This is a genomic window from Micromonospora sp. AMSO1212t, from assembly GCF_008868145.1.
Lineage (GTDB): Bacteria > Actinomycetota > Actinomycetes > Mycobacteriales > Micromonosporaceae > Micromonospora > Micromonospora tulbaghiae.
Genome location: NZ_WBKS01000163.1, coordinates 1 through 11624 on the forward strand (window position 1 = coordinate 1; position 11624 = coordinate 11624).

Genomic DNA, 11624 nt, shown 5'->3' on the forward strand with positions numbered 1-11624 from the left:
CTGCCCCGGTGGGTAGGGTGCCGGGGTGGACGGGCTGGAAGGGCGGCAGCTGGGGGCGATCCGCGAGGTCGTCGACGTGTGCGACGCCTGCGGGGCGGACGTGTGGCTGCGCGGGGGGTGGGCGATGGACTTCCACCTCGGTGAAGTGACCCGGCCGCACGTCGACGTCGACTGGTACTGCTGGCAGCGCGACGCCAACACGCTGGCCGACCGGCTCGGCGCGCTCGGCTGGCGCCCCGACCCCCGGATGCCCGCCACGACGCAGCTCGACCTGCTGCGCGACGACGTCGAACTGAGCTTCGCGTACCTCGACCGGGACGCGGACGGCCGGGTCGTCGTCGGCGCCGGACCGTGGGCGGGCACGCTCCTGCCGGAAGGCATGCTCGCCGGGCAACCGGGCCGGCTCGGCACGCTCACGGCGCCGATGATCAGCGTCGCGGCGCAGATCGAGTTCAAGGAGATGTTCCCGGTCTGGATGCCGGAGCGCCCCCGCCGGGCCAAGGACGCCGCCGACCTGGCGCGTCTCCGGGCGTCAGCGGGCGGTCACCCGGCGCGCTGACCGGGCCTGGCGTCCGGAATCGCGAGGCACAATCGAGTTCATGCGCCGTCGTCCCGTCGCCCTGCTCACCGCCGCCGTGCTCGGCGCCGCCCTCACCGGCTGCTCGGAGCAGCCCACCGCCCCGGCCGGGCGGCCCGCACCCGACGCCCCACCGACCACCACCACACCCGCTCCGCGCGTACCCGCCGGCAAGGCGCCTGCGGAGAGCTTCGCGGTCGGCGTACGCCAGGTGAAGCTGAACCGCGACGGCGACCGGCCGTTGCCGGTGATGCTCTGGTATCCGGCGGCGGGCGCGGCCGGTGGCGCGGTCGAGCGTTCCGCCCCGGCGGCGGACGGGCGGTTCCCCGTGGTGCTGTTCAGCCACGGCCTGAGCGCGCGGCCGGAGGACTACCAGGCGCTGCTGACCCGCTGGGCGGCGGCCGGTTTCGTGGTCGCCGCGCCGCGTTTCCCGCACACCTCCCGGGGCACCGACGGCAACCCGCTGGACGTGCTCAACCAGCCGGCCGACGTGTCGTACGTGCTGACGCAGGTGCTCGCGCTGGGTGAGAAGGCGGATGATCCGCTGCGCGGCCGGCTGGACCCGGAGCGGGTGGCCGCGACCGGGCACAGCGCCGGTGGCGTGACCACGATCGGGCTGTTCACCGCCGGCCGGGACGAGCGGCTGGACGCGGGCATCGTCTTCGCCGGCACCGCGCTCGGCGTGGGCACCGCCTTCGCCGGTGCCGCCGCGCCGCAGTTGTTCGTGCACGGGGAGGCCGACGAGGTGGTGTCGTACGCCGCCGGCAAGGCCGTGTACGACGCGGTGCCGTGGCCGAAGGCGATGCTCAGCCTGCCCAAGGGCGACCACGGCCGGGCGCTGCTCGGCGACGGCAAGGCGCTGGGCGTGGTCGCCGACACCACAGTCGAGTTCCTCCGCTGGACGCTCTACGGCGACCCGGCGGCGAAGAAGCGCCTCCCGGCCGACGCCGCCCGGGGCGGCCTGGCCACCCTGGACGACCGGCTCTGAGGCGTCAGGCGGTGTGGTCGACGACCACCTTGCCGAAGACCTCACCGGAGTGCAGCCGGGCGAACGCCTCGGAGATCTCGCTGAACGGCACCACCCGGTCGACGACCGGGCGCACCTCGTGCTCGGCGCAGAACGCGAGCAGCTCGGTCAGCTCGTCCGGGGTGCCCATCGAGGTGCCGAGGATCTCCAGCTGCATGGCGAAGACCCGGCGCAGGTTGATCTTGGGCTCGTGACCGGCGGTGGCGCCGGAGACCACGATCCGGGCCGTCGGGGCGGCCGACTTCAGCGAGTGGTCGAAGGTGGCCGCGCCGACCGTCTCGATCACCACGTCGACCCGTTCCGGCAGCCGCGCGCCGGGCTCCAGCGCGGTCGCGCCCAGCTCGGTGATCCGCTCCCGCTTGGCGGCGTCGCGGCTGGTCGCGTACACCCGCTTGCCGAGCGCGACGCCGAGCGCGACGGCCGCGGTGGCAACGCCACCGCCGGCGCCCTGGACCAGCACCGACTCGCCGTCGGCGACCCGGCCCTTGGTGGTCAGCATCCGCCAGGCGGTGAGCCACGCCGTCGGCAGGCACGCCGCGTCGGTCGCCGACAGGCCGTCGGGCAACGGCAGCAGGTTCATCCGGGGTACGGCGACAAGCTCGGCGAACGTGCCCTGGTAGTGCTCGGAGAGGATGGAGACCCCACGCGGGTCGCCAGGGGTGGGCACCACCGGGTAGATGACCACCTCGTTGCCGTCCGGGTCGGTGCCGACCGCGTCGCAGCCCAGGATCATCGGGAGCTGGTCGGCGGTCAGACCCACGCCCCGCAGCGACCAGAGGTCGTGGTGGTTGAGCGAGCTGGCCCGCACCCGCACCGTGACCCAGTCGTCCTGCGGGTGGGTCGGCTCGGGACGGTCGCCGACGGCGAGCGCGGCGAGCGGGTTGTCGGCGTCGAAGGCCGAGGCGAAGGCAGCACGCATGATCGGCACGGTAACAAGCTGAGCAGCAGTTAAGAAGGGGCTCGTCCTATGCGAAACGCGACAGGACGGGCCCCTTCTCGTACACGTCAGCGGCGGGCGACCCCGTCGCGGCGGGCGGCCTCCGCGACCGCCTCGGCCACCGCCGGGGCGACTCGCGGGTCCAGCGGCGACGGCACGATCGCGTCGGCGGTCAGCGACTCGGCCACCACGCCGGCGATGGCGTCGGCGGCGGCCACCTTCATCGAGTCGGTGATCCGGGTGGCCCCGGCGTCCAGCGCGCCACGGAACACGCCCGGGAACGCGAGCACGTTGTTGATCTGGTTCGGGTAGTCGCTGCGCCCGGTGGCGACCACAGCCACGTGCCGGGCGGCCACCTCGGGGTGCACCTCCGGGGTGGGGTTGGCCAGCGCGAACACGATGCCGCCGGGGGCCATGCCGGCCACCGCCGCCTCCGGGATCTGGCCGCCGGAGACGCCCACGAGCACGTCCGCGTCGCGCAGCGCCTCGGTGATGTCGCCCTGCCGGCCCTCGGCGTTGGTGATCTCGGCCAGCTCGGCCTTGGTGCCGGTCAGCTCGCGGTGCCGGCCGATGATGCCGCGCGAGTCGCACACCACCACCCGGTCCGGGTCGACGCCGCCGGCGATCAGCATCTTGGTGACCGCCACCCCGGCCGCGCCCGCGCCGCTGACCGCCACCCGCAGGTCGCCGAGCTTGCGGTTGAGCAGCGTCGCGGCGTTGCGCAGCGCGGCGAGCACCACGATCGCGGTGCCGTGCTGGTCGTCGTGGAAGACCGGGATGTCCAGCGCCTCGTCGAGCCGGCGCTCCACCTCGAAGCAGCGCGGTGCGCTGATGTCCTCCAGGTTGATCCCGCCGAACGAGGGCGCGAGCGCCTTGACCGTCGCCACGATCTCGTCCACGTCCTGGGTGTCCAGGCAGACCGGCACCGCGTCCACGCCGGCGAACTGCTTGAACAGCACCGCCTTGCCCTCCATCACGGGCAGCGCGGCGCGCGGGCCGATGTTGCCGAGACCGAGTACGGCGGAACCGTCGGTGACCACGGCGACGGTGTGCGACACCCAGGTGTAGGTGTCGACGAGCGCGGGGTCGGCGGCGATCGCCTCGCACACCCGGGCGACGCCCGGCGTGTACGCGAGGGAGAGGTCCTCGCGGCTGGTCAGCGGCACTGTGGAGGCGACTGCCATCTTGCCGCCGACGTGCAGGCGGAAGACGGGATCGGCGGGGTCCGGGGTGGACGAAGACATGGTGACTCCAGGATCTGTCGAGCAGACGGACCGGCCGGCGTGGTCAGCGGTGGTCAGCGACCGGCGGCGCGGCGGTGCGGGGGTCACCCGGGCACTTTTCGAGCATAGTCACGCTTCGGCACCCAGTATGTGAGCGGGGTCATATCCGCTCCGGTCGTTACCTGCTCCTGACCCGTCCCGGACGCGGCCACCAGCGGACCACCACCCGGCCGCGGACGTCGGCCACCCCGCACGCCCGGGAGTCGTCGGCGACGAACTCGTTGTCGCCGCGCAACCACCATCCGCCGTCGCGGGGTTCCACCGCCCGCTTGACGACGAGCAGGTCGGGACGGCTGCGGAACACCGCTACGACGACGTCCCCGGGACGTACCGGCCGGCCTCCGGTGCGGACCAGCACCGCGTCGCCGTGACGCAGCGTCGGGGACATGGACGGGCCGGTCACCAGCACCGGCACCAGCGGGCCGCGCAGAGCCGGAGGTCCACCGGTGGGCGCCATGTCACCTCCCAGCCCCTGAGGGCGTCTCCAGGAGTAATGTCGTCTTGGATCATCGCAAACAACCCATGGAGGACCCTGATGCGCCTTCCCCGCATCCTCACGCCCCGGGTGACGGCCAGCGCTCACTGCGACCTGCCCTGCGGCGTATACGACCCGGCCCAGGCCCGGATCGAGGCCGAGTCGGTCAAAATGATCTGCGAGAAGTACCAGGCCAACACCGACCCGGAGTTCCGCACCCGCGCCATCCTGATCAAGGAGCAGCGGGCCGAGCTGGTCAAGCACCACCTGTGGGTGCTCTGGACCGACTACTTCAAGGCACCGCACTTCGAGAAGTACCCGCACCTGCACCAGCTGTTCAACGAGGCCACCAAGCTGGCCGGCGCGGCCGGCGCCAAGGGCGGCACCGACCCGGCCAAGGCCGACGAGCTGCTGGCGAAGATCGACGAGATCTCGAAGATCTTCTGGGAGACCAAGCAGGCGTGACGTCGCCCGACGGCACTCCGACGATCCGGCCGGTACGTCCCGAGGACGTACCGGCCGTCGTCGCCATGGTGCACGAACTCGCCGAGTACGAGCGCGCGCCCGAGCAGTGCCACCTCACCACGGACCAGCTCGACGCGGCCCTGTTCGGCCCGTCACCGGCGCTGTACGGCCACGTCGCGGTCGACGCGTCGGACCGGCCGCTCGGTTTCGCGCTCTGGTTCCTCAACTTCTCCACCTGGGCCGGCGTACACGGCATCTACCTGGAGGACCTCTACGTCCGCCCGGCCGCCCGGGGCACCGGCGCGGGCCGCATGCTGCTGGCGACGCTCGCCGCGATCTGCGTGGAGCGCGGCTACCAGCGGCTGGAGTGGTGGATGATCCACTGGAATCCGGCGGCCCGCTTCTACGCCGCGATCGGCGCCACGCCGATGGACGAGTGGACCCCGTACCGCCTGGCCGGGCCGGCGTTGCACGAGCTCGCCACGCACGCGACGGCCGCGCCCACGCGGCCCGCCCTCTGACCGGGTAGAGTCCCGCACCGGAGGGAGGAGCCGTGACTCAACTGACCGGGCACCCGACGACGGACGATGATGTCGTCCACCTCACCGTGCCCGCCGACGGTGGTTACCTCGGCGTGCTCCGCACCGCCACGGCCGGCCTCGCGGCCCGGCTCCAGTTCGCCCTCGACGAGATCGAGGATCTGCGCATCGCCGTCGACGAGGCGTGCGCCATGCTGCTCGCCATCGCCACCCGCGACGCCGAACTGGAGTGCCGCTTCGCGGTCACCGAGGACGCGCTCACCGTCGAGGTGACGGTGCCGACGGTCCGGGGCGCCACGCTCCCGTCCGAGTCGTCGTTCGCGTGGAAGGTGCTCACCGCGCTGACCACCGGGGCGAACGCCCACGCGTCCGGTGGCCGGGCCACCATCTCGCTGCTGACCCGGCGCGCCGGCTTCTGACCGGTCTTCGCGGTCACCGGCCCGGCGGTGTCCGGGCCGGGCCTGCGTTCAGGTGCCTGGGCCGGCGTTCAGCGGGCCTGCTCGCCGAAGCCCAGCGCGCGGTTGGTCGGACCGCTCACCAGCAGCCCGACCATGCCGATCCCGAGCGCCATCAGCGGCGCCCCGAGCCACCCCATGCCGCCCTCGATCATGAACCAGCCGACCGGCAGCAGCATGAGCTGCAGCACGATGGCCGGCGCGCGGGCGCCGGCGCGGCGGCGGGACAGCGCGCCGCCGAGCGCCCAGAGCGCCACCGCGCCGCCGACGGCGAAGACGGTCACCAGCAGTGCCGAGGTCAGATCCGTCGTGTCGGCGGTGAGGTCGGACCAGATGAGCCACACCGCGATCAGCCCCAGCGCCACCGCCTGGGCACGTAGCAGGAGCACCGCGGCGCGCAGCGTGCCGGGGAGCGGGTCGGAGTCGATCGTCACGGGCGCCACGATACCGGTGGGTAGTCGCGGTACAGTGCCGCCCATGCGGGCCGTCCTGGTGGTCAATCCGAAGGCCACCACCACCAGCGAGCGCAGCCGGGACGTGCTGGTCCGGGCGTTGCGCAGTGAAGTCGACCTGTCGGTGCGGTACACCCGCCGACGGGGCCACGCCATGGACCTGGCCCGGGAGGCCGCCCAGGAGGGCGTCGACCTGGTCGTCACGCTCGGCGGTGACGGCACCGTCAACGAGGTGGTGAACGGCCTGATGGCGGCGGAGCCGCCGACGTTCCGTACCGGACAGACCTCGGCTGAGCGGCTGCCCGCGCTGGCCACCGTGCCGGGCGGTTCGACAAACGTCTTCGCCCGCGCGCTCGGGCTGCCCCGGGAGTGGCCGGACGGCACCAGCATGATCCTCGAAGGGCTGCGGCTGGGCCGGTCGCGCACGATCGGGCTGGGCCGGGCCGACGACCGCTACTTCACGTTCTGCGCCGGCTTCGGGCTGGACGCGGCGGTGATCCGCCGGGTGGAACAGGCCCGCAAGAAGGGGCGCGTCTCCACCCCGGCGCTCTACTTCCGCTCCACCGCGAGTCAGTACTTCGTCGGCTCGGACCGCCGCCACCCGTCGATCACGCTGGAGCGCCCGGGTGAGGCGCCCGCCACGGAACTGGCCACCGCGATAATCCAGAACACCGCGCCGTGGACGTACCTGGGCGACCGGGAGATCAACCCGAACCCGGAGGCGTCGTTCGACCTCGGGCTCGACGTGCTCGCGCTGCGGCGGCTGCGGGTGGCCAGCACGGCCCGTACGGCGGTGCAGTTCTTCTCCAGGCAACCGGATCCGCACGGCAAGCAGGTGCTGCGGCTGCACGACGTGGCGGAGTTCACCGTGGTCTCGGACCGCCCGTTGCCGTTCCAGTTGGACGGGGACTACCTCGGCGAGCGGGAGAAAGTCCGATTCACATCCGTTCCGGCCGCACTGAGAGTAATCTGCTAGGTCTCGGGTATCCCAGTCGGTTGACGCGGACCCCCCGCCGCGCGGGCGCGGTGGCCGCCACGCCGAGGAAGGGTGCCGGAAATGTCAGCAACGTCACGCAGACCGTACTACATTGATTATCGACTGTGGCACGCCGGGTAACCAGGGCTCTGGCAAACCCGGACAAATGGGTGGTGAGCCCGCTCACTGTTCGGAGTTTTTCCGAGCGCCACCCTTGACATCGCTGTAGTTCGTGAAAGTATTCACAAGCGAACTCGTGTTGCCGGGACATTGCCTGGATATGCTCGTTCGGTTGAGCTGTTCCAGCAGGTCCAGGCACCCCACAGCCTGCTCACGCTGCGCCGAATTGATGGATGCTGACCGTCACCTTTCGGCAATGCGGACGCAAATAGAAATAGCAACGAAGCGTTATCTGGCCACCCACTAAGAATGAGGAGTGTTGCCGCCATGGACTGGCGCCACGATTCGGTCTGCCGCGACGAGGACCCGGAGCTGTTCTTCCCGATCGGGACGTCCGGCCCGGCCCTCCTGCAGGTGGAGCAGGCGAAGGCCGTCTGCCGGCGCTGCCCCGTGACCGACCAGTGCCTGCAGTGGGCGCTGGAGTCCGGTCAGGACGCCGGCGTCTGGGGTGGGATGAGCGAAGAGGAGCGTCGCGCGGTGAAGCGCCGCGGCGGTCTCCGGGTACTGCGCGCTCACTCCGCCTGACCCGTACACGCTGACCGCCCCGGCCGGGATTCCGGCCGGGGCGTTCTGCTGTCCCGGACCGGGTCAGCCCGCCACCGCCTCCACCCGCCGCCGGACCAGGTCCGCCAGCTCCGGCAGGTCGGTCAGGGGATCCGCCACGGCCACCGCGCCGGCCGACCGGGCCGACATGCGTACCCCGTCGTGGAACCGGCCCGGGGCCAGGAAGTAGGCCGCCACCGCGACCCGGCGGGCACCCGCGGCGCGCAGTCGCGCCACCGCGCCGCCGACCTCCGGCGGCGCCGCCGAGGCGTACGAGACGCGGCATGGCACGCCCAGCCCCGCGCCGAACGCCGCGGCGACCCGCCCCACCGAGGCACGCGCCGCCGGATCCCGGGTGCCGGCCGCCGCCAGCACCACCGCGTCCAGCCCGCCCGGCCCGTCACCGGTCGCCTCCGCCAGGCGGCGGCGCAGCCCGTCCAACAGCCCGCCGTCCACCCCGCCGCCGGTCGGCCCCAGCACGTCGGTCACCCGTACCTCGATGTCCGCGCCGGCCGCCGCGACCGCCGCCGGGATGTCCACCTTCCGGTGGTACGCGGCGGTCAGCAGCAGCGGCACCAGCACCGCCCGGGAGTGACCGGCGGCGGCCAGCCCGCGCAGCACCTCGGCCGGCCCGGGATCGGTGTGGTCGAGCCAGCTCGGCAGCACCGGACGGCCGGGGCACGTGTCCGCCACGGCCCGGGCCAGCGCCCGCGTCGCCTCGGCCGCACGCGGGTCACGGCTGCCGTGGGCCACCAGCACCACCGGTGGCCCGGCGCTCAGGTGTGCAGACCGCACTCGGTCTTCTCGAACATCGCCCAGCGGCCGGACCGGGGGTCCTCCCCCGCCTTCGTCCGCCGGGTGCACGGCCAGCAGCCGATCGAGCCGTAACCGCGGGCGAACAACTCGTTCACCGGGATGTCGTACCGGGCCACGTAGGCGTCCACCTCCCGCTGCGTCCACGCCGCGATCGGGTTCACCTTGACCTTGCCGCGCCGCGCGTCGAAGCCCACCACCGGCGTGTTCGCCCGGGTCGGCGACTCGTCCCGGCGCAGCCCGGCGGCCCAGGCGTCGTACCCGGACAGCGCCCGCTCCAGCGGCTCCACCTTGCGCAGCTGGCAGCAGTCGTCCGGGGACCTGTTGAACAGGCGCGGGCCGTACTGGCCGTCCTGCTGGCCCACTGTCATCCGGGGCCGGATCGAGCGCACCCGCACCGGCATCCGGCGGGCCACCTCGTCGCGGACCCTCAGCGTCTCCGGGAAGTGCAGCCCGGTGTCCAGGAACACCACGTCGACGCCGGGCGCGACCCGGGACACCAGGTGCGCCACCACGCCGTCGGCCATCGAGCTGGTCACGCAGAACCGCTCGCCGAACGTCTCCGCGGCCCACCGGACGATTTCGATCGCGGGCGCGTCCGCCAGCTCCCGGCCGGCCTCCTCGGCCAGCCCGCGCAGCTCCTCCGGGTCGCGGCGGGCCGGCTCGGCCGAGCCGATCAGGCCGAGGCCGGCGGCGGAGACGAGGCCGGTCACCGGTTCACCGCCCGGCTCAGCAGGCCGGTGAACTTCACCGTGAAGACCCGCGCGCAGGCGTGGCACTCCCAGGCGCCGTGCCCGGCCTCGTGCGGCCGCAGGTCCTCCTCCCCGCAGTACGGGCAGTAGAGAGGCGCGGATCGGGCATCGCTCATCGCGCCACCTCGCTTCGCTCGCTCATCGGAGCTCCTCCTCGTCGGCTCTGATCACCCAGTTGGCGAACGTCTCACCCTCGGTCCGGCCGGCCAGGTAGCGGCGGGCCAGCCGTTCCACGTACTCCGGAAGTTCCTCGGCGGTGGTCTTCAGGCCGCGCAGCTTGCGGCCGAAGCCGGCGGTCTGCCCCTGCGCCATGCCGAGGCCGCCGCCGAGGTGCACCTGGAAGCCCTCGACCTGCCGGCCGTCCGGGCCGACCACGAGCTGGCCCTTGAGCCCGATGTCCGCGACCTGGGTGCGGGCGCAGGCGTTCGGGCAGCCGTTGAGGTGGATGGAGATGTCCGCGTCGAAGTCGCGCAGCCGCTCCTCCAGGCGCGCGACCAGATCCTCGCCGCGCCGCTTGGTCTCCACGATCGCGAGCTTGCAGAACTCGATGCCGGTGCAGGCCATCGTGCCGCGCCGCCAGGCCGACGGCCGGGCCTCCAGGCCGATTCCGCCCAGCGCCGCGACCAGCTCCTCGGTCCGCTCCGGCGGCACGTCCAGCACGAGCAGCTTCTGGTACGGGGTGAGCCGCACCCGGCCGCTGCCGTGCGCCTCGACCACGTCGGCGAGCTGCGCCAGCTGGGTGCCGGAGACCCGGCCCACCACCGGGGCCGCGCCCACGTAGTTCGCGCCGTCGCTCTGCGGGTGCACGCCGATGTGGTCGACCGGCTTCGCCGGCAGGTCCGCGGCCGGACCGTCGAGCAGCGTCCGGCCCAGGTACTCCTTCTCCAGCACCTCCCGGAAGCGCTCCACGCCCCAGTCGGCGACCAGGAACTTCAGCCGGGCCCGGTTGCGCAGCCGGCGGTAGCCGTAGTCGCGGAAGATGCCGACCACACCGGCCCAGACGTCCGGTACCTCGTTCAGCGGCACCCAGACGCCGAGCCGCTTGGCGAGCATCGGGTTGGTGGAGAGCCCGCCGCCGACCCACACGTCGAACCCGGGCCCGTGCTCCGGGTGCTCCACGCCGAGGAACGAGATGTCGTTCGCCTCGTACGGCGTGTCGACCAGCCAGGAGATCGAGGTCTTGAACTTGCGGGGCAGGTTGGAGTAGGCCTTGTCGCCGACGTACCGGCGGACGATCTCGTCGATCGCCGGGGTCGGGTCGAGCACCTCGTCCCGGGCCACCCCGGCCACCGGGCTGCCGAGCACGATCCGGGGGCAGTCGCCGCACGCCTCGGTGGTCTGCAGGCCGACTGCCTCCAGCCGGCGCCAGATCTCCGGCATGTCCTCGACCCGGATCCAGTGGTACTGGATGTTCTGCCGGTCGGTGATGTCGGCGGTGTCCCGGGCGAACTCCCGGGAGATGTCCGCGATCACGCGGAGCTGGGCCAGGTTGAGCTGGCCGCCGTCGACCCGCACCCGGAGCATGAAGAACTCGTCCTCCAGCTCGTGCGGCTCCAGCACCGCCGTACGCCCGCCGTCGATGCCGGCCCGGCGCTGGGTGTAGAGGCCCCACCAGCGGAACCGGCCGCGCAGGTCCTGCGGGTCGATCGAGGCGAAACCGCGGTGGGCGTAGATGTTCTCGATCCGGTCCCGCACGTTCAGCGGGTCGTCGTCCTTCTTGATCCGCTCGTTGGGGTTGAGTGGCTCACGGTGCCCGAGCGCCCACTGCCCCTCGCCGCGTGGCCGGCGGGGCGCACGGGCGGCAGGCGCCGGGCTGTCGGGACGGGTCGGGGTGCTGCTGACCGCCATCGCGGCGTCCTCCATGGGTCTGCTGCGGTGCCTGGAGCGCGGACGCGGCGGCCGGCCCTGGAGAGGGCCGTGGACGGCGATGTCGATGACGGCCGGCGCGAGTACGCGCCCGAGACGGAAGGGTCGGGCGTCGTCAGTGGGCCGGACAGATCGCGCTGCGCACGCGGCCGTAATCGACGTGGCGACGAGCCACGAAGCGGCGGACGACAGCGGCGGTCATGTGCCTCATGCTGCCACACAGCGGAAGCCGGCCGTGTTCGCGTGGTGGCTGGTGGCGCTGCTGCCCGCGGTTCTGCTGGTCA

15 protein-coding genes are annotated in these 11624 nt (G+C 72.9%); 7 read left to right on the top strand and 8 right to left on the bottom strand.

Features of this window, described 5'->3' with window-relative positions:
- The first annotated feature begins 25 nt into the window (after nucleotides 1–25).
- The gene (locus F8279_RS27030) at nucleotides 26–559 is read left to right on the top strand and encodes a nucleotidyltransferase domain-containing protein (protein WP_151501444.1); all 534 of its coding nucleotides are present in this window, start codon (nucleotides 26–28) and stop codon (nucleotides 557–559) included.
- Nucleotides 560–599: 40 nt separating this feature from the next.
- Complete coding sequence (locus F8279_RS27035) at nucleotides 600–1565, top strand: chlorophyllase (RefSeq protein ID WP_151501445.1); 966 nt, start codon at nucleotides 600–602, stop codon at nucleotides 1563–1565.
- A gap of 4 nt (nucleotides 1566–1569) precedes the next feature.
- Here F8279_RS27035 and F8279_RS27040 read toward each other — a convergent pair whose 3' ends face one another.
- The 3 genes from F8279_RS27040 to F8279_RS27050 all read right to left on the bottom strand — a co-directional run bounded on the left by F8279_RS27040 (nucleotide 1570) and on the right by F8279_RS27050 (nucleotide 4281).
- The gene (locus F8279_RS27040) at nucleotides 1570–2532 is read right to left on the bottom strand and encodes a zinc-binding dehydrogenase (protein ID WP_175438766.1); all 963 of its coding nucleotides are present in this window, start codon (nucleotides 2530–2532) and stop codon (nucleotides 1570–1572) included.
- A gap of 77 nt (nucleotides 2533–2609) precedes the next feature.
- Nucleotides 2610–3785 carry an NADP-dependent malic enzyme gene (locus F8279_RS27045; protein ID WP_091422344.1) on the bottom strand — a complete coding sequence of 392 codons (1176 nt, stop codon included), beginning with the start codon at nucleotides 3783–3785 and terminating at the stop codon, nucleotides 2610–2612.
- 157 nt (nucleotides 3786–3942) lie between these two features.
- Complete coding sequence (locus F8279_RS27050) at nucleotides 3943–4281, bottom strand: S24 family peptidase (protein WP_151501446.1); 339 nt, start codon at nucleotides 4279–4281, stop codon at nucleotides 3943–3945.
- Nucleotides 4282–4359: 78 nt separating this feature from the next.
- Here F8279_RS27050 and sodN point away from each other — a divergent pair, with 78 nt between their 5' ends.
- From sodN to F8279_RS27065, 3 genes are read left to right on the top strand one after another with little or no spacing between them, the layout of a single operon-like run.
- Complete coding sequence (gene sodN / locus F8279_RS27055; RefSeq protein ID WP_013288353.1) at nucleotides 4360–4764, top strand: superoxide dismutase, Ni; 405 nt, start codon at nucleotides 4360–4362, stop codon at nucleotides 4762–4764.
- Nucleotides 4761–5285 (top strand): GNAT family N-acetyltransferase, encoded by a 525-nt coding sequence (locus F8279_RS27060; protein ID WP_091422337.1) that lies wholly within the window; start codon nucleotides 4761–4763, stop codon nucleotides 5283–5285. Before sodN ends, F8279_RS27060 begins: the two co-directional genes overlap by 4 nt.
- A gap of 32 nt (nucleotides 5286–5317) precedes the next feature.
- Complete coding sequence (locus F8279_RS27065; protein WP_091422333.1) at nucleotides 5318–5722, top strand: ATP-binding protein; 405 nt, start codon at nucleotides 5318–5320, stop codon at nucleotides 5720–5722.
- Nucleotides 5723–5790: 68 nt separating this feature from the next.
- Here F8279_RS27065 and F8279_RS27070 read toward each other — a convergent pair whose 3' ends face one another.
- Nucleotides 5791–6192: a hypothetical protein gene (locus F8279_RS27070; protein WP_091423258.1), complete on the bottom strand. Its 402-nt coding sequence runs from the start codon at nucleotides 6190–6192 to the stop codon at nucleotides 5791–5793.
- A gap of 43 nt (nucleotides 6193–6235) precedes the next feature.
- On the opposite strand from F8279_RS27070, the gene F8279_RS27075 reads away from it, so the two are divergent.
- Nucleotides 6236–7186 (top strand): diacylglycerol kinase family protein, encoded by a 951-nt coding sequence (locus F8279_RS27075; RefSeq protein WP_091422330.1) that lies wholly within the window; start codon nucleotides 6236–6238, stop codon nucleotides 7184–7186.
- 447 nt (nucleotides 7187–7633) lie between these two features.
- Nucleotides 7634–7891: a WhiB family transcriptional regulator gene (locus F8279_RS27080; RefSeq protein WP_013288358.1), complete on the top strand. Its 258-nt coding sequence runs from the start codon at nucleotides 7634–7636 to the stop codon at nucleotides 7889–7891.
- A gap of 63 nt (nucleotides 7892–7954) precedes the next feature.
- Here the strand turns inward: F8279_RS27080 and F8279_RS27085 are convergent, their stop codons facing one another.
- Genes F8279_RS27085 through F8279_RS27100 form a run of 4 tightly spaced genes read right to left on the bottom strand, consistent with a single transcriptional unit; the run spans nucleotide 7955 to nucleotide 11322 of the window.
- Nucleotides 7955–8704, bottom strand: coding sequence for a sirohydrochlorin chelatase (locus F8279_RS27085; protein ID WP_175438765.1), 750 nt, complete (start codon nucleotides 8702–8704; stop codon nucleotides 7955–7957).
- Complete coding sequence (locus tag F8279_RS27090) at nucleotides 8686–9435, bottom strand: phosphoadenylyl-sulfate reductase (RefSeq protein ID WP_151501447.1); 750 nt, start codon at nucleotides 9433–9435, stop codon at nucleotides 8686–8688. Before F8279_RS27090 ends, F8279_RS27085 begins: the two co-directional genes overlap by 19 nt.
- The gene (locus F8279_RS27095) at nucleotides 9432–9590 is read right to left on the bottom strand and encodes an IS1 family transposase (RefSeq protein ID WP_120573286.1); all 159 of its coding nucleotides are present in this window, start codon (nucleotides 9588–9590) and stop codon (nucleotides 9432–9434) included. The genes F8279_RS27090 and F8279_RS27095 overlap by 4 nt, the downstream gene beginning before the upstream one ends.
- A gap of 22 nt (nucleotides 9591–9612) precedes the next feature.
- Complete coding sequence (locus tag F8279_RS27100) at nucleotides 9613–11322, bottom strand: nitrite/sulfite reductase (RefSeq protein WP_151501448.1); 1710 nt, start codon at nucleotides 11320–11322, stop codon at nucleotides 9613–9615.
- Between the last annotated feature and the right edge of the window lie 302 nt (nucleotides 11323–11624).